General features: G+C 44.1%; 14 protein-coding genes. 6 read left to right on the top strand and 8 right to left on the bottom strand.

Annotated features, from left to right (window positions below):
- Nucleotides 1-123: 123 nt before the first annotated feature.
- Nucleotides 124-888: a sulfite exporter TauE/SafE family protein gene (locus tag L3V30_RS08395; protein ID WP_237308694.1), complete on the bottom strand. Its 765-nt coding sequence runs from the start codon at nucleotides 886-888 to the stop codon at nucleotides 124-126.
- A 122-nt stretch (nucleotides 889-1,010) separates the two neighbouring features.
- On the opposite strand from L3V30_RS08395, the gene L3V30_RS08390 reads away from it, so the two are divergent.
- Nucleotides 1,011-1,805, top strand: a complete 795-nt coding sequence (locus tag L3V30_RS08390) for a helix-turn-helix transcriptional regulator (protein WP_104972746.1) — start codon at nucleotides 1,011-1,013, stop codon at nucleotides 1,803-1,805.
- Between the two features lie 260 nt (nucleotides 1,806-2,065).
- Here the strand turns inward: L3V30_RS08390 and yidZ are convergent, their stop codons facing one another.
- Nucleotides 2,066-3,022 carry an HTH-type transcriptional regulator YidZ gene (gene yidZ / locus L3V30_RS08385; protein ID WP_237308693.1) on the bottom strand — a complete coding sequence of 319 codons (957 nt, stop codon included), beginning with the start codon at nucleotides 3,020-3,022 and terminating at the stop codon, nucleotides 2,066-2,068.
- On the bottom strand, nucleotides 2,997-4,202 hold the full coding sequence (locus L3V30_RS08380; RefSeq protein ID WP_275949748.1) for an MFS transporter: 1,206 nt from the start codon (nucleotides 4,200-4,202) through the stop codon (nucleotides 2,997-2,999). The genes yidZ and L3V30_RS08380 overlap by 26 nt, the downstream gene beginning before the upstream one ends.
- Before the next feature lie 576 nt (nucleotides 4,203-4,778).
- Here L3V30_RS08380 and L3V30_RS08375 point away from each other — a divergent pair.
- A complete protein-coding gene (locus tag L3V30_RS08375; RefSeq protein ID WP_237308692.1) occupies nucleotides 4,779-6,029 on the top strand; it encodes a DEAD/DEAH box helicase in 1,251 nt (416 codons plus the stop codon).
- A gap of 150 nt (nucleotides 6,030-6,179) precedes the next feature.
- Here L3V30_RS08375 and L3V30_RS08370 read toward each other — a convergent pair whose 3' ends face one another.
- Nucleotides 6,180-6,593, bottom strand: a complete 414-nt coding sequence (locus L3V30_RS08370) for a VF530 family DNA-binding protein (RefSeq protein WP_005391068.1) — start codon at nucleotides 6,591-6,593, stop codon at nucleotides 6,180-6,182.
- Between the two features lie 487 nt (nucleotides 6,594-7,080).
- Here L3V30_RS08370 and L3V30_RS08365 point away from each other — a divergent pair, with 487 nt between their 5' ends.
- Complete coding sequence (locus L3V30_RS08365) at nucleotides 7,081-8,538, top strand: DUF3360 domain-containing protein (protein ID WP_005391067.1); 1,458 nt, start codon at nucleotides 7,081-7,083, stop codon at nucleotides 8,536-8,538.
- Nucleotides 8,539-8,734: 196 nt separating this feature from the next.
- On the opposite strand, the gene trpB is transcribed toward L3V30_RS08365, so the two are convergent.
- The 4 genes from trpB to L3V30_RS08345 all read right to left on the bottom strand — a co-directional run bounded on the left by trpB (nucleotide 8,735) and on the right by L3V30_RS08345 (nucleotide 13,669).
- The gene (trpB, locus tag L3V30_RS08360) at nucleotides 8,735-9,958 is read right to left on the bottom strand and encodes a tryptophan synthase subunit beta (RefSeq protein WP_053808954.1); all 1,224 of its coding nucleotides are present in this window, start codon (nucleotides 9,956-9,958) and stop codon (nucleotides 8,735-8,737) included.
- Between the two features lie 401 nt (nucleotides 9,959-10,359).
- Nucleotides 10,360-12,606 (bottom strand): ribonuclease R, encoded by a 2,247-nt coding sequence (rnr, locus tag L3V30_RS08355; protein WP_237308691.1) that lies wholly within the window; start codon nucleotides 12,604-12,606, stop codon nucleotides 10,360-10,362.
- Nucleotides 12,607-12,900: 294 nt separating this feature from the next.
- The gene (locus L3V30_RS08350) at nucleotides 12,901-13,113 is read right to left on the bottom strand and encodes a cold-shock protein (protein WP_005375644.1); all 213 of its coding nucleotides are present in this window, start codon (nucleotides 13,111-13,113) and stop codon (nucleotides 12,901-12,903) included.
- Nucleotides 13,114-13,420: 307 nt separating this feature from the next.
- The gene (locus L3V30_RS08345; RefSeq protein WP_005375646.1) at nucleotides 13,421-13,669 is read right to left on the bottom strand and encodes a hypothetical protein; all 249 of its coding nucleotides are present in this window, start codon (nucleotides 13,667-13,669) and stop codon (nucleotides 13,421-13,423) included.
- 288 nt (nucleotides 13,670-13,957) lie between these two features.
- Between L3V30_RS08345 and pcp the strand changes: the two genes are divergently transcribed.
- The 3 genes from pcp (at nucleotide 13,958) to L3V30_RS08330 (ending at nucleotide 16,107) form a co-directional block, all read left to right on the top strand.
- Complete coding sequence (gene pcp, locus L3V30_RS08340; RefSeq protein ID WP_104973810.1) at nucleotides 13,958-14,596, top strand: pyroglutamyl-peptidase I; 639 nt, start codon at nucleotides 13,958-13,960, stop codon at nucleotides 14,594-14,596.
- A 197-nt stretch (nucleotides 14,597-14,793) separates the two neighbouring features.
- On the top strand, nucleotides 14,794-15,057 hold the full coding sequence (locus tag L3V30_RS08335; RefSeq protein ID WP_046873671.1) for a hypothetical protein: 264 nt from the start codon (nucleotides 14,794-14,796) through the stop codon (nucleotides 15,055-15,057).
- Between the two features lie 63 nt (nucleotides 15,058-15,120).
- Nucleotides 15,121-16,107, top strand: a complete 987-nt coding sequence (locus L3V30_RS08330; protein WP_053808957.1) for a GTP-binding protein — start codon at nucleotides 15,121-15,123, stop codon at nucleotides 16,105-16,107.
- Nucleotides 16,108-16,109: the final 2 nt, after the last annotated feature.

Below are 16,109 nucleotides of genomic sequence, written 5' to 3'. Positions count from 1 at the left end.
TGCTCGAACAGGGTTCGCCACTCTTGGTTAGTGCGTCGTTTAGCCATTTCAAATCTCCTTTGGGTTGGAGGTTTGATCTTATTATTCGGGCTAGACGATTAGAATGCGGTGTTTATGACGCGCTTACAAAATACCAACGATTTTCTTAAGAACTTTATTTGGGAAATACTCTGCGCAACGCACGCCGAGGCTAGTAGTTAAGTAGCTACTAATGGAGAAGCTGATCATTGCAGGAAGATATATGTATCCTAATACTAAGTTGTTCCAATCTGTATTTTCCCATCCGTTTAACATGTAACCGAGGCTTCCTGATAGCGCGATAGGGAAACCTATCGCAGCAGAGGTGCCAATAGCTCGTTTTACCTCAAAATTTTGCTGGACAAGATAGGGGATGATCAACCCCGCACCGCTTATAGAGACAAGTGCTGATACAGAGCCAATCACCGAGCCTACAGTGATATTACCGATAGCCCCATGTGGGTTCGGGTTGTACTCATTCTCAGTGTTGAGAAACATCTTATAAGCTACATACAACATGAATACGCTGAAAAAACCTGCCAGATAGACCCCCTGTAGATACGATGCCACGAATGTGGCGCAAAATGTTCCGACTAGAACTCCGCTCAACATTTTTACTACCATTGTCGAGTCTACATTCTCTTTTTTGTAGTGAGCGCGCATGCTGCCCAATGTTGTAATAATCATCGAAGCCATTGATGTCCCTAACGCAAGATGGACCACTTCTGTATCAGCTATTCCCTGTAGTGAAAACAGAAACGCAAAAATAGGGACGGCCATTCCACCACCACCCACACCAACGAGTCCAGCGAGAAAGCCAATGCCCAAGCCTGCTGTAATGTAATAGATAATAAAGATAGGTTCGTTCATGATGGTTCTGCCTTCGATAAAATGGTCGTTGCTAAAATGTTACTCGAACGCTAACTTGCTATGGTAACGTTAAGAGGACAGAAAATAATGAATAATGGCCAAAATGGAATTGAGTAAATAAAGTGACAAACTCTGATTACAGCGAATGGAAAAATGGCGCCGCACTGATCGCTAAGGAGTGGCAGCATGAAAGGAGCGACTTCAACCATTTGGATCAACGGCCACATAATTGGCACAGCCATCATCGAGGCCAGTTACTGTGTATAGATGAAGGGCTAATTCAGGTCAAAACCGATGAAGGAACGTGGATACTACCACCTCACCGAGCTGGTTGGATCCCCCCGGGTGCGATGCACAGTGTTTATTTTTGTGGTTCTCTGAAAGGTCGTTCATTACTGTTTACTCCAGAGAGTTGTGAGCGGTTTCCAATGAGACCTTGTGTGATCCAAATGAGCGATGTGTTGAAAGCCCTATCGGTTAGAGCATCGATATGGAGCAAAACAGACGATCTATCCATACAGTCTTTACGTATTCTTGCCGTAATATCCGATGAAATCGTCAATAGCCCTCATGAGTCACTCCACATCCCACTGCCCAGAGATCCGAGACTGCAAAAAGTTACTCAAGCGATTTTAATAGACCCAAACAGCAAACATTCTGTGGAGCATTGGGCAAATATCGGGGCAGTCTCATCTCGGACGTTAAGACGATTGATTCGAAGTGAGTTAAACATGAGTTTTAGTGAATGGCGGCAACAAGCACTGCTAATACATTCGTTAGAAATGATGGCTCGCGGAGAGTCCGTAGGAGCGGTTGCACATGCTTTGGGTTATTCGACGCCCAGTAACTTTATCGCTATGTTTCGTCGGGTCTATGGTGATTCACCCACTCGTTACTTTTCGAGTCGTGGCATATAGTTGCCAAGAGCTTACCTAAATTAGGTTCGTTTTTATGTACTGAGGCTTTACATACATTTACTCACCCAACATAAGCAATTGCTTCTAGCTTCTTTCTGCCCCAAATGAGCTGAAATCAATTTCGAAGTGGATAATAGATTTCAAGATTTTTAAATATTTAATCTAATGGAAGGCAAGACCACACTCCTACGGTTATTGACAACATAAAGGGGGGGAGAATGTTCATTCCTTTGCTTTAAATGTACTTCAAAATTACCCGTTCAACTTGTGCCATACAGGCTCTTTATCGTCTCCCTCAACCACACGATTTTAGGGTTCTTGTAATTGCGTTTGTGCCAAATCATAGTAAATGGAATCAGTAGCTTGTGCTGATAATCTTCCGCAATGGGGATAGGCAACGCTATTAAGTTGGGGTGAAGCTGTTCGCAGTATCGCTGACAATATTTTGGTGCTGTGGTTAACATTTGATGATCGGGCTTTTCTGCAACAAATAAAGCTTGCTCGAAACTCGCCATCGTTAGGCTAACGTTTCGAGTGTGTCCCTGCTCAGCCAAGATCTCATCCAATGCCCAACTGTCATTTTTCTCCCATGCTACATTGATGTGGGCATAGCTTAAGAAAGTATCTAAATTCCACCCTTGCTTGAGTGCAGGATGATCCTTGCGGACATACACCATAGGTAAATCCGAGAACAGCACTTCGAAATTAATAAAATACGGGAGCAGTTCTAACGACTCTTTGGAGCGAGGATGGCTTTCACGGCCAGTAAAACCAATATCCACTTCACCGCTGGTAATGGCGTCTAATGAGTCGTAATCCCAGTTATGGAACTTTACCGTCGAGTCTGGGTAAAAATCATGGATTCGTTTGGTCAGTTCATCCGCCATGATGAGTGACAATGGTGACTCTACTCCAAGATGAAATTTAACCCCGCTTGGCGCATCATCACCTCGGTGTGAAACAATCAGGTTACCGATCTGCATCCAGTCTGACAAAAGCACTTGCACGTTTGTCGCGAGATTTGTTGGTTTTAGGCCTTGCGGCGTATTCACAAAAAGCGGGTCATCAAACCAAGCGCGCAATTTGCCTAAAGACTTACTCACGGTTGAGGGAGTTACATTAAGTTTTTTCGCCGTTTTAGTAACACTCTGCTCTTGCAGTAGCAATTGCAGAGTGAGCAGTAAATTAAGATCAAGTCGGGCAAGAGATTTCTTCATGAGGCTCACTAACGTTCTGATTTGGAAATAATAATATTATGGAGAGTCCAATAACGCTACTAGCAACCAACGCTATCATTAACATCATCACAGCCGACACACCTAACGTCGCCATCAACCAAATGTAAAGTGCAGACCAAGAAACCTGACCTATGCCAAGCATAGAGCTTGCAAGTCCAGCTTTGTGTGAGAATTGGCTTAACGCTTGACTCATCGCCACACCAAACCCCATAGGGAAACTCATGCTGAGCAGAGTGAATCCTACCATATAAAGTGTCGGACTATCGCTATTCAAGTGAGCCGCGAGAATAACGATAGCCGACAGGAAATTGGTCATTTGTGCAGCGAACATCAATGTGGTTTGTTTGAAGTAAGACAGAGCAAATGGTACTGAAAACGATGTTGCCATACCTACCATTGCGAGTAGTGCCATCGTTGTTGAGTAATCGCCTCGAGTAAAGCCAATCGAATCCATTATTATCATTGGTGACGTATTTACATAAGAGAGAATCGCTGTGACTCCTAAAGATGTGTAAATAACGCGCGATATAAAAAAACGGTTATATAGTGATTCGTTCGAATCTTCACTCACATCTAAAAGTGTGCGCTTGGTTTTAGGCAAGGTTTCTTTTAAGACAAAGAAAGCAATTAAGCCTATCGCAATACCCATCATCGCCATGGCAGTGAATAACACTGGCCACGGAAACTTGATCATAATCAGATTGCCGATCACGGGGGCAAGTACTGGGATAGAACAGATAATTCCATTGAGCATCGATAGAACCTTAGCTCGCTTTGGGTCACCTAAAGTGTCGCGCAAAATGGCGAAGGCCACTACATAGCAACATGCGGCACCTACACCTTGAAAGAAGCGCATTATTAGGAAGCTATTACTGGTCTCAGCAGAGCCCGCGAACATTGATGCAAGGGTAAAAATCACTGCACCGCACATGGCAACAGGTTTACGACCAAAACAATCAGCTGCTCGCCCAACAAAAACCATGGTCGATGCTAGGCCAGCAAGATAAACAGAAAAGGCGATATGAAGTTGTGATTCGCTCGCAGACAGGTCATTGGCGATTTGTGGTAAAGCAACCAAGTAGAGATCTATTGCCGTAGGATAAAGCAACACAAAGGCGAAGCTACATATCAGATATCGGGGCAAATTAATTTGTTCCATTACTACCTCGTGAAGGAATTGGGCTTACGAGGATGATATGCAACATTACTCATCTTGGCGCGTTACCTTTCTGACAACAGGTATTTCCATATACGACAACAGTAACGATTGTGGCTATAGCAGTTAAACTTGCCCTAAGAAGAACCGTGGTATCGTGCGAAAGTAATCTATACAACCGAGTCCACAACATTAGCTAAATAGATAACGATGGACATTAGTGACCTAGGGCTTTGCTCAAGCTGTATTCTGCTCTCAACACCGCAGGGCTAAATAGTGTGGTTAAGCCTTTGATTCGGATGTGGCCTGCCTTTGCAATCTCTTTCCCCAAAATACAATGTATTTTGCTTTACAGGATTCAGATGCCTGGCTCCTTTTCCCTTTGTTCGTCGCGAACGCTACCACCGTGAGTCGTAGAGCCTTGGTTATCGAAACCATTAACTCATGTTAGTGAAAGGAAATTCCTGCTCCCTACAGTGCTTCTCTCACCAGTCTTCTGTTTGGCTCATTATCGCTAACATCCAGACGCGAAATAGCATAAGATACACGGCCTTTACTAGCACTGAGCCACTCATCGTAATGACAGATAAAACACAGCAAGCGACATTTGCCGATCTTGGCCTGATTCCAACCTTAGTCGAGCGACTAGAAGCGTTAGAATACAGCCAACCGACGCCCATTCAATCTCATACCATTCCTTATATCCTTGAAGGGAAAGACATTGTTGGCGGTGCCAATACGGGCTCTGGTAAAACCGCTGCTTTTTCGCTGCCAATTCTGCAAAAAATTGTTCAGCAAGACGAAACAAATCATCGCCGTGGTAACTTCGTTTCTCACCTGATTTTAGTTCCAACTCGTGAGCTGGCATCACAGGTGGCATACAACGTCAAATCTTACTCATACCATCTTAGAGATAAGATCAAAACGGTTGCCGTATTTGGTGGTGTGTCGGTGAACCCACAAATGCTGGCGCTTCGCGGTGGCTGTGACATTATCGTAGCTACGCCTGGTCGATTACTTGATCTGGTATCCAGTAACGCGATTAAGTTGGACCAAGTAAAAACGCTCGTGCTCGATGAAGCTGACCGTATGTTGAGCCTCGGATTTACCGAAGAACTCAATAAGATTCTTGCGTTACTGCCAGAGAAGAAACAGACGCTGCTATTTTCTGCTACTTTCCCTGATAAAGTCACGACGCTGTCTCAGCAATTGCTCCGCGACCCTGTTGAAGTTCAGTTGCAGAGCGCAGAAGCCAGCACTTTGGTGCAACGCGTGTTTAGTGTAAATAAAGGTGAGAAAACGGCGGTACTCGCGCACTTAATCAAACAGCATCAGTGGCGACAGACTTTGATTTTCGTGAATGCTAAGAATGCCTGTAACCATTTAGCTCAAAAGCTGTCAAAACGCGGTATTACTGCTGAAGTTTTCCATGGTGATAAAGGGCAGGGCGCTCGTACTCGTGTCCTTGACGGTTTTAAGTCTGGCGAGATTCAAGTTCTTATTGCCACCGATATCGCAGCACGTGGCCTTGATATTGAAAAGCTGCCAGTGGTGATTAACTTCGATCTCCCGCGTAGTCCTGCTGACTATATGCATCGAATAGGGCGTAGTGGTCGTGCTGGTGAAGTGGGTCTAGGGTTATCTCTTATCGATTACGATGACTATCACCATTTCAAAGTGATAGAAAAGAAAAATAAGTTCCAACTTGAACGTGAGCAGGTAGAGGGCTTTGAAGTGGAAGACGACCAAAGTGAAGCCTACTTTTTACCGATGAAGCCGCGTGCAAAGCCAGCAGGTACGGGTAAAAAGAAGAAAAAGCGTAATCAATAGAAAACGTAAACTACATGTGAGTTTACTTATGGGAGGCGCTGGAGAAGGGGGCGCACTAGCTTGAGTATTCTCTTCTAGCCATTTCTTTAAAGAACAATAGAGCCTTGCTGGAGCTACCAGTAGGGCTCTATTGCTTTTCAAGGTTATGTACTATCGACGCGTCGGACGTCCACGAGGTGAGCGTTTTTTAAATGCGGATGCAGCTTTAGCTTGTGACTTGAGGATAGAGTCAACGGTTAGCGGCATTGGCTCTTTAGGTTCAAGACCATGAGGGAACGTACGAGCTCTCGGTGGTAAATCATATTCTTCTTCACTTGCGCGTGGCATGCGCTTAAAGCGATAAAGGTAAAAATTTTCTAATTTTTCTCTCGCCCATTCGGTCTTCTTTAAATACTTCACACTACTTGCAATCGAAGGCTTAGTGTTAAAGCAATTAAAACGCATTGCTGTATCTAGAATGTCCCAGCCATAAAAATCCACCAACTCTTGCAACATAGTTTCTAGCTTTAACCCGTGCAGTGGGTTGTTCCGTTGCAGTTCGATTCTTTCTTCGTCAGTCATCATTTTAGGGGCCTTACTCATCAAAGGGTGGAGTTTAGCAAAGTATACATTACAGAGATATCTATAGTTAGGCAGCGATGGTTTGGATTGCAACTCGATTTGATGTTGTTAGTGCGTACTTGCATGAGCAAAATTAACCAATTACCTGTGTGAATACGGATATGTTTTTTCTACCTTGAAAAGCACAGGTGGAGTTGCGACTGTTCCTCTTGTTGAATTGCTGTTCAAAAACTCTCACTAAAGATCAGCGTATTCTAATGTAATGTTAAATCTTTGTGTAATAAGTGAGATTTTTGTTGTTCTTTTACTAATGTCTAATATTCCTACCGATAGCAATACATGCTTAATAGGTTCAAATCAAAAATTAGCCATACCACTTTCTTGGTGTGGCCTCGATGTTTGATGTGGGTGTTGTCTCGTATTGGTCTGTATACCAAGCGAAACTCTAGTTGGCATAGTTCAACGTTGAAATATAACAAAGGATAGCTCAATGTCTGACTCAAGTAAGACCTTTTACAGGGATGTGCGCAAAAAACCGCATGAATTTGAAAGTCGTGAAGACTTTCTAAACCATGATTTAACCATCATGAGCTTTCGTCGTTGGGGTATTCATTTGCCATCACGTGATTACAGTATTGAAATCGAAGACTGGGTGCCTGCATTAGCCGCAACCATTGGTAAAGTGGTGATGGTCACCGCCATGGTTGCTGCCTTTGCTGCTCAGTTCGGTTTATCTCCGGAGTTCGTTGCAGAAAACGTGCGTTACGAATTGCTTATCGCGGGTGCTCTGTTCGTTATTTTGTTTTCTGCCATCCTAAACCCGAATGCAAACCTAGCCGGTACCCACGGCCCAATGATACCGCTGATTCCCATGATTGCTGCTGCAGGAGGGCATCCTCTGGCGCTTGGCTTGATGGTATGTGCTTTTGGCTTAATTCTCGCTTTGACTAAAGGCGGTTCTAAACTCATGACCTTGACTGGCATTGGAGTTCGAGGAGGGTTATTGATCTACCTAGGCGCTGTTGGGTTGCTCGGACAAATTAATAAGACTGAGGCGTGGGCTGCAAGTACAGACCAAGGTTACATTTCGTTTGTTGTCATTGGTCTAACGGTTATGGTTTATGCCTACCTAGCTAAGATCAACAAGCGTTGGTTGGCAATCCCACTGTGCTCTGCACTCGCGGGTATTGTTGCTTATTTGATGGGCGCTGAGTTTGCTTTTACCACAGAACCGGGCCTGCCTAACTTCAGTCCATTCTACTGGTGGGGTGAAGATACAGGCTGGCAACTAGGTTGGCCAACCTTAGAGCACTTTATTGCCGTGACTCCATTTGCTCTACTGGCAGTCGCTATGTGGTCCCCTGATTATCTCGGCCATCGTGTGTTTCAAGAACTGAACTACCCAAAAGAAGCGAAAGGCGTACTCATGGATGTCGACGACACGATGGTCGGAGCGTCTGTTCGTCAGGGGGTTGGCTCACTCTTAGGGGGCGGAAACCTAGCTTCTTCTTGGGGAACGTACATGATTCCAGCCGCAATTGCCAAACGTCCTATTCCAGGTGGCGCACTGTTAACGGGTTTCATGTGTATTGCCGCCGCGGTAATTGGTTACCCTATGGATCTAGCGATGTGGGAGCCTGTTCTGCGTGTTGCTTTGATTGTCGGTGTATTCTTACCACTTCTTGAAGCGGGTATGCAGATGATCCACAAGCATAAAGATTCACTCAGTGCAGGTATCTGTATTTTTGCCTGTGCATTCGTTAATCCAGTCTTTGGCTGGGCAATCACGATGCTACTGGATAACCTTGGACTTATCGGCGACCATGAGCGTGCTAACGAACTCTCGCGAAAAGATAAATACCTGATTCCTGGCACTGCATTTATCGTTTGTGCAGGTTCGCTTGCTGTCGTTGGTCAGCTTCCGGGTATTCCTGCTCTGATCGGTTAATCGAATTATGTTCTAAAGGACTAGTTGGAGTGGTAAGTAAGAGGGTTTTCTCAAGCTATGCCTATTTCTCAAAAGTAAAAGGTTTGGACTGTGTAGTTAAGCCTTCAAAGCGCATGTAGGGAAAGTAAGGCGCAAACAAAAAGCTACCTAGTAATAGGTAGCTTTTTGTATAGACAGTTAGCCTACGAAGTCGTGACTAAATAATTGATTCAATGCCATATTTTTCGCCGTAGTGTTCAACGACAAAATCAATGTCTTTGTCACCGCGACCGGATAAGTTGATCAGAATTGAGCCAGTTTCTCCTTGCTTCGCGAGTTTAATCGCGTAAGCGACAGCGTGTGAGGATTCAATCGCTGGAATAATCCCCTCTTCGCGAGACAGTTCAAAGAAGGCATCAATCGCTTCGTCATCAGTGATTGAGCCGTAATTGACACGGCCAATGTCCTTTAAGTAACTATGCTGAGGCCCAACCGATGGGTAATCCAAGCCACTTGCTACAGAGTACACTTCTTGAGGTTCGCCTTGCTCATCTTTGAGCATGTAAGACTTAAATCCGTGCATAATACCTGGCTCACCGAGTGTGAGTGTTGCAGCATGCTCGCCAACCTTTTGCAAAGAGCGGCCCGCGGGCTCGACGCCGTAAATGGCGACTTGTTCATCGTCTAAGAAAGCAGTAAATAGCCCCATCGCGTTAGAACCACCTCCAACGCATGCGACGAGATTATTGGGTAACTTGCCTGTCATTTCTTTGAATTGAACTCGTGCTTCGTTACCGATAATTGATTGGAAATCTCGTACCATTTTAGGGAATGGGTGAGGGCCAACGACAGAGCCTATCGCATAAAGTTGTGTGTCAGGATCTTTTAGGTAGGCTTCGAAGGCAGAATCAACCGCTTCTTTGAGAGTCTTGCGCCCGTGAGTGGCAGGGATGACATTGGCACCAAGGATTCTCATACGGACGACATTCGGGTGCTCTTTGGCAATATCAACTTCACCCATGTAAATATCGCACTTTAAGCCGACCAGTGCGGCGGCTGTCGCAAGCGCGACCCCATGTTGCCCTGCGCCAGTTTCAGCAATCAGTTTCTTCTTACCCATCTTTTTAGCGAGAATGGCTTCTCCTAAGCAGTGGTTAATTTTATGTGCGCCTGTATGGTTTAAGTCCTCGCGCTTTAGGTAGATGTCTGCTCCGTATTTCTTAGACAAGTTTTCCGCATGGAAGATTGGGCTAGGTCGTCCAACAAAGTGCTTATACAGGCGAGCAAGCTCCGCTTTAAATTCAGGATCTTTGCTGCATTCCTCATAAGCTGCGTTGATGTCACGCATGATTTGTTCAAGCTCCGGCGGCACGAAGCTACCACCGTATTCACCAAAGTATCCTTCTTCATTGGGCATGGTGAGATCAAACGAGTTTTTCATTATTTACATCCTAGTTAACGAAAGTATTGATACTTTTATACCCAAAATTTGGAAGAGGTTGTGTGATCAGTTGCTTAAATCAGAATTCGCGATCTAGTGAACTAGTTAAAAAGTACAATTTGTGTGGTTGGTAACGGGTTGGATACAACATAAGGTGGGGTTTAAGAGGCGCAAAAAAGCCCCGAGAGATCCTAGGCTGTCATAAGAACCTCTCGAGGCAAACAGAGTGCTGGAAATACACTCTGCGATGGTGTCTGGAAACAAAAGTTAGATTCGTTTCCTTTGCCAGATATTAGGGTTTTAGAATGAGCTGATGTCAGCGAAATGTCACAAGTTAATCGTGGTATCTAAAGCTTATTTTTTATTTTTGAACAATGGGTTAGAAAATAGACTACAACAGACTAACCTACCGTGTGTTCTGCATCTTTTAAATTGAACATGATCTTTCTTTGTTTCGAATCGACGTCTTTAACCAACACGTGCACTTTAGTCCCTAAAGTAAACGTGGTGCTCTGGCTGGAAATTTTTTGTTTGACTGCATCAAATTCGAACTCACCATTTTGGAAACTTGATAAAGGAATGAGACCTTCGATTCGGTTTTCCTCTAACTCAACAAATACTCCGAAGTGTGTGACCCCAGACACTGTCCCCGTGAAGTGTTGCCCAATAAATGGCTTCATGTAATGACATTTCAGTGCTGACTCAACCTCTCGGCTCACTTCATCTGCCTGACGAGATTGATGCGAACAGTGCACACTCAGTTGCTCGATTACTTTTGCATCGTAAGGGTAGTTGTCCGCAGCACCTGTCAATTGACGAATAGGTTTTAGTTTCATGAGCAGACTGCGTAGCTTGCCTGTTTTTTGCTCTCGAAGTTTAGCGCGAATGGCGCGGTGAACGAGTAAGTCTGGGTAACGACGAATTGGCGAAGTAAAGTGTGCGTATGCGTCATAGGCTAAACCGAAGTGACCCATATTCTTCGGCGAATACTCGGCTTGACTCTGAGAACGTAGCAGTAGGGTACGAATCACATCACACTCATCTAAATCTCGTACTTGTTCCAGTAATGCGTTGTAGTCATGAGAAGTTGGTTTATCACCACCCGCAAGCGTTAGCCCTTTCTCTGCAAGCATCATTCTTAATGAAGACAGTTTTTTCATCTGAGGACCAGAGTGCACGCGGTATAAGCTCGGTATTTTTTGTTGCTGCAAAAATTGAGCGGTGGCAACGTTGGCACACAGCATGAATTCTTCGATCATTCGGTGGGCATCATTTCGAACTACAGGAACGATGGACGCGATTTTCTTTTTATTGTTTAACGTGAATGAAAGCTCTTGCGTGTCAAAATCAATGGCACCACGGACTTGACGTTGACCAGATAGGTTCAAATACAAGCGATGGAGATTCACCAGATGCTGTTTAATGTTTTGTTTTGGGTTCTTACCTTGGTATTTTTTTGCTTCCGTTGATTGGGAAACAATACGGTAAGCTTCGTTATAAGTTAAACGAGCATGCGAGTGAATGATCCCTTCAGAAAACTCTGAATCTAGCATGTTACCTTCGTCGTCAAAGGTCATCTCACATACCATAACCAATCTGTCTTCATTCGGGTTAAGCGAGCACAAACCGTTAGATAATGTTTCTGGTAGCATTGGTACAACGTATCCGGGGAAGTAAACGGACGTCGCACGAGATTGCGCCTCAAGATCTAAATGGTCGTTTGGCTGAACGTAGTGAGATACGTCTGCAATCGCGACGAATAACTTCCAATGCCCATTGTCCATTTGGTATGCATAAACGGCATCATCAAAGTCTTTCGCGTCGTCCCCATCGATAGTGACGAACGGTAAATCTCGATAATCCACTCGGGACGTTTTGTCTTTTTCTTCTACGTGATTGCCAAATGCGGAGGCGGCGTGAAGAACTTCATCATCCCAATGATCATTGATGCCATGTCGACGTAACGCCAATTTAACTTCAATCCCTGCTTCTCCCGGACGCCCTAATACTTCCGCCACTTCAACTGTTGTTGATTGTCTGTGATCTGGATAGGCAGTGACTTTACAATGAACGAGTTTACCGACACTTTTGGTGATAAGATCATTTGGTGTGACATGAATGGTTTGAGTCAGTTTCGCGCTTTCTGGCACTAGATAGAAGTTCGAACCTTTTCTCTTTAACAAGCCTACGATGTGGGTTGTTTTTCGTTCCACTATTTTGATGAAACGATGATTTGAGCGTCCTTGATGCTGAGCATTGCCTTTCAGAACCAGTACGATATCGCCATCAAACACATGAGTAAGTTGGTGTTTAGGTAAGAAAAGGTCTTTTTCATTGCTGTCGTAAGTGACAAAACCAAAGCCGTCTGCGTGAATGCTGACCTTTCCAGAAACCAAAGCGGTTTGATCGACTTTCTTATAACCACGGCGATGCGTGAAAATCAACTGGCCATCGCGCTCCATAGCGCGTAAACGTTTTTTTAAAGCGTCTTTTTGTGGTTTCTCATCTAAGCCAGTAGAGCGAGAAATTTGCTCGTGACTTAAGTGATTTTTAACTTTATCGAAGAGGCTAAGGATAACGTCTCGGCTAGGGATAATGTGCTCGTAATTATTAGAATTTATTGATTGTGCGGATATATTTAATTTCATTTTTTTCTCTTATATTCGCCAATCGCTTTTATTTTATAAACTTTATTTATATGAGCAAAGCATGAGGCGAAGTGATTCAGATATGAATCAGATTAATTTAATTCCAAACTGGAATTGCAAGATAGGTAGTGTGATTACCTAAAGATGTATACCAAAGTGACTTTATTGAAAGTGATTAATGACGGTGTGGGAGAGGTAAGTGATTTGGGTATATAAACTTAGATAGAGAATAGTAAGGGCGGCAATAAGTGGAAGGGGATGGTGGCACCAACAACGTTGATGCCACACAAAGAATTACAGTGCTGTTACTTCAGCAGCTTGTAAACCTTTGTTACCTTGTTCAACAACGAACGATACTTTTTGGCCTTCAGTAAGAGTTTTGAAGCCTTCAGAAACAATAGAACGGAAGTGAACGAATACGTCATCACCGCCATTGTCTTGAGAAATAAAACCAAAACCTTTAGTTTCGTTGAACCATTTTACTGAACCAGTTAATTTATTAGACATAGATACCTCTATATTTGATTGTTTTAAATATTGAATTTTTAGCTAATATCAAGTGCTACTATATGATTTTAGAGATAACTATTTTGTCGCAGGAACGTAAACGAGGAATTCGATGTGGAACTGAGAGAAACTTTGATCTTTAATTACATTAATAGCTCTTTCCGTAAGAGCTGATGTGCAGTATACCGACAAAATTAATAAAGGCTAGCCTTTTCTTTTTTTATTTTTTAAGTACACCAAGCGCATTGCTTTCAAAGCATACGCTTGGTGTATAAGACGGCATGGTGTTATAGATGGTGCTGAGCGCTTAGTGTTTTCTGGTTGGGCCGTTACGAACGATGTCTTTACCATTGTCATATACGTGCTGCGAAACCCAGCGGCCAAGGAGCAATTGGTGCTTTTCTCCTAATACGGCAACAAATGGACGGCCATCGGTATTAGAGGTGGCTAGCGCAACGCCAGTGACACCTTCAAGACCCAGAGCGCCGCTTTCTACTAAATGCAGAAATGCCTCTAACTCTTCAATCGTTTCGATTACATGGTTATCAATATTCATTGTATTCAATCTCTTCGAATTGCATTGCGGTCGCGTACTCTACCTAAGTTAAGCGTGGAAACCAAGTTTCTGCGTGAGTCATGTAATAAGAGAGCTTCGCCCTGCCATTAATCATCAATAGTTAGTCTCGATAGTCCGGAACTTGTCTAGATTCAATAAAGGTGAACCCCCTCGCTGGTTAGACATAAGTCACATAATGTTGTCTGGTTTATGTCAACAATAGTTTTACTATTGGATGGGGTGAAGGGGAGTGCAATAATTTGTGAAACTCTTTTCCTAAAGGCTGTTATGAAGAAAGTCCTGATTACCGGTTTTGAACCTTTTGGTGGTGACGCCATTAACCCCGCCTTAGAAGCGGTGAAGCGATTAGAGGCTGCGGCAATCGAAGATGCCATGATCGTTACTTGCCCAGTTCCTGTGATTCGGCATGAGTCAGTGAATACCGTTATTGATGCAATAGAAGCACACCAGCCAGATTGTGTGATTACCGTTGGGCAAGCGGCCGGACGTGGCGCGATCACCCCAGAGCGTGTCGCAATTAATGTGGATGATTTTCGTATTCCAGATAACGCTGGTCATCAGCCGATTGATGAACCTGTAGTGGCTGATGGCCCAGATGCTTACTTCTCGACGCTGCCGATAAAGCGAGTTGTTCAAACGCTGCAAAAGCAGGGGATACCTAGCCAGATTTCCAACAGTGCCGGAACATTTGTATGTAACCACCTTTTTTATGGCATTCAACATTATCTAAAAGACAGACCTATTCGTCATGGGTTTGTTCATATCCCATTATTGCCAGAACAAGCAGCAGATGGCCGTCAGCCTTCCATGTCTCTGGAGATGATAGTCGAAGGGCTAAGGCTGGTGGCTCAAGTTTGTATTGCCAATGAAAACGACATATTGGTCAGCGGCGGGTCGATTTGCTAGTAAGCGTTTTACAGTCCACTAAGTATCTGAAAGCTAGTAATAAGTTCATCGTTTGATGTTGTAATAAATGTTAGCTTTGTCAAATTTCACAAGTAGCGAAAGGAGTAGCATTGAATAGTCAGGTTGGATGTTGTTCAAACTGGCGTTCCCCTAATACAGGAGGTGTTAGGGGCTACCCTTACGAAAGGCGAGTTATCATGAAAAGCAACAAAAGTAAGTCTATCGCACTTATCTCTGTCGTTATTTTCGTATTGGCTATCGCTGCGCTTAAATTCGAAAACACGCTCGGAGTTCTTCCCATCGTAGTCGCTATTATCGCGTTTTTTACCTGCGTCATTTACACCAGTATGTATCTTTCTGATATGAAGCGTTCAGAGTTGATAAGTCACTCTGATCATTCTCAAAAAATGTGTACCCACGCATCACGCAATGAGCTTGATGAGCGCGATAAAAAGCGTTGAAGCGAGTCACATTCTCCGTATACTTTGCTGGAGCATTAATGCACTAACGTGTCGGAGATAAGCATGTCAAATCGAGTACCAACCAACATACTGACCGGATTTTTGGGTGTCGGTAAAACGACCACGATTTTAAATCTACTGAAGAACAAACCGGAAAACGAAAGCTGGGCGGTTTTGGTCAATGAATTTGGTGAGATTGGCATCGACGGTGCATTGATGACCGACCAAGGTGCGCTGATTAAAGAAGTGCCGGGTGGCTGTATGTGTTGCACGGCGGGTGTGCCGATGTCGGTCGGTATTACCGCATTACTGCGCCAAAAACCGGACCGTTTATTGATTGAGCCGACAGGCCTTGGTCATCCAAAACAGGTTATCGCGACGCTTACCTCAGAACAGTATGAACCTTACGTTGATCTAAAAGCGACGATCGCTCTGGTTGATCCGCGTAACTTAAGTGATGAAAAGTACCTTTCTAACCAAAATTTTGTGGACCAGTTAGACAGCGCAGACGTGGTTATAGGCAGTAAGGTTGACCTTTGTACCAGTCACGACATTGATGTGTTTAATGACTGGGTGACGGACCAATCTCCCTCAAAAGTATTCAGCAAGCTTATTCATGACGGTGAGTTACCGATAGAAGTCTTGGATATCGAACGGGTTTACGGCAGCGCTTCTTCCCATATCGAGTCACATCATCATGACCATGCTCACCAAGAGCCTCAATTCCAGTTGCCGCCAGGTGAAGCCTTTGTGCGTAAAGAGAACAAAGGGCAAGGGTATTTTAGTTGCGGGTGGTTGTTTGGGGCAGAGTACACGTTTGATTTTGATAAACTTTTCTCAATGCTTTCGGAATTAACGGCGGAACGTGTTAAAGCGGTGGTCAACACGGATCAGGGGTGTTACGCGTTTAATGTTGCCAACCGAGTCGTGTCGGTGAATGAAATCAGCTTAGAAGGATTTGAATCACGATTAGAAGTGATAGATTCTCAGCTGTTGCCATGGGATGAACTTGAGCAAATTCTCCTTCAGTTGTCTGGCATCAAGCGTTAAAT

This window comes from Vibrio sp. A1-1, assembly GCF_021728175.1.
Taxonomy (GTDB): Bacteria; Pseudomonadota; Gammaproteobacteria; order Enterobacterales; family Vibrionaceae; genus Vibrio; species Vibrio diabolicus.
This window is presented reverse-complemented; position numbering and strand designations above follow the sequence as displayed.

What these genes read in the sequence shown, in the direction of transcription:
- L3V30_RS08395 (WP_237308694.1), bottom strand. Translation starts at nt 888, where the DNA reads ATGAACGAACCTATCTTTATTATCTATTACATTACAGCAGGCTTGGGC.
- yidZ (WP_237308693.1), bottom strand. Translation starts at nt 3,022, where the DNA reads ATGAAGAAATCTCTTGCCCGACTTGATCTTAATTTACTGCTCACTCTG.
- L3V30_RS08380 (WP_275949748.1), bottom strand. Translation starts at nt 4,202, where the DNA reads ATGGAACAAATTAATTTGCCCCGATATCTGATATGTAGCTTCGCCTTT.
- L3V30_RS08375 (WP_237308692.1), top strand. Translation starts at nt 4,779, where the DNA reads ATGACAGATAAAACACAGCAAGCGACATTTGCCGATCTTGGCCTGATT.
- L3V30_RS08370 (WP_005391068.1), bottom strand. Translation starts at nt 6,593, where the DNA reads ATGATGACTGACGAAGAAAGAATCGAACTGCAACGGAACAACCCACTG.
- L3V30_RS08365 (WP_005391067.1), top strand. Translation starts at nt 7,081, where the DNA reads ATGTCTGACTCAAGTAAGACCTTTTACAGGGATGTGCGCAAAAAACCG.
- trpB (WP_053808954.1), bottom strand. Translation starts at nt 9,958, where the DNA reads ATGAAAAACTCGTTTGATCTCACCATGCCCAATGAAGAAGGATACTTT.
- rnr (WP_237308691.1), bottom strand. Translation starts at nt 12,606, where the DNA reads ATGAAATTAAATATATCCGCACAATCAATAAATTCTAATAATTACGAG.
- L3V30_RS08350 (WP_005375644.1), bottom strand. Translation starts at nt 13,113, where the DNA reads ATGTCTAATAAATTAACTGGTTCAGTAAAATGGTTCAACGAAACTAAA.
- L3V30_RS08345 (WP_005375646.1), bottom strand. Translation starts at nt 13,669, where the DNA reads ATGAATATTGATAACCATGTAATCGAAACGATTGAAGAGTTAGAGGCA.
- pcp (WP_104973810.1), top strand. Translation starts at nt 13,958, where the DNA reads ATGAAGAAAGTCCTGATTACCGGTTTTGAACCTTTTGGTGGTGACGCC.
- L3V30_RS08335 (WP_046873671.1), top strand. Translation starts at nt 14,794, where the DNA reads ATGAAAAGCAACAAAAGTAAGTCTATCGCACTTATCTCTGTCGTTATT.
- L3V30_RS08330 (WP_053808957.1), top strand. Translation starts at nt 15,121, where the DNA reads ATGTCAAATCGAGTACCAACCAACATACTGACCGGATTTTTGGGTGTC.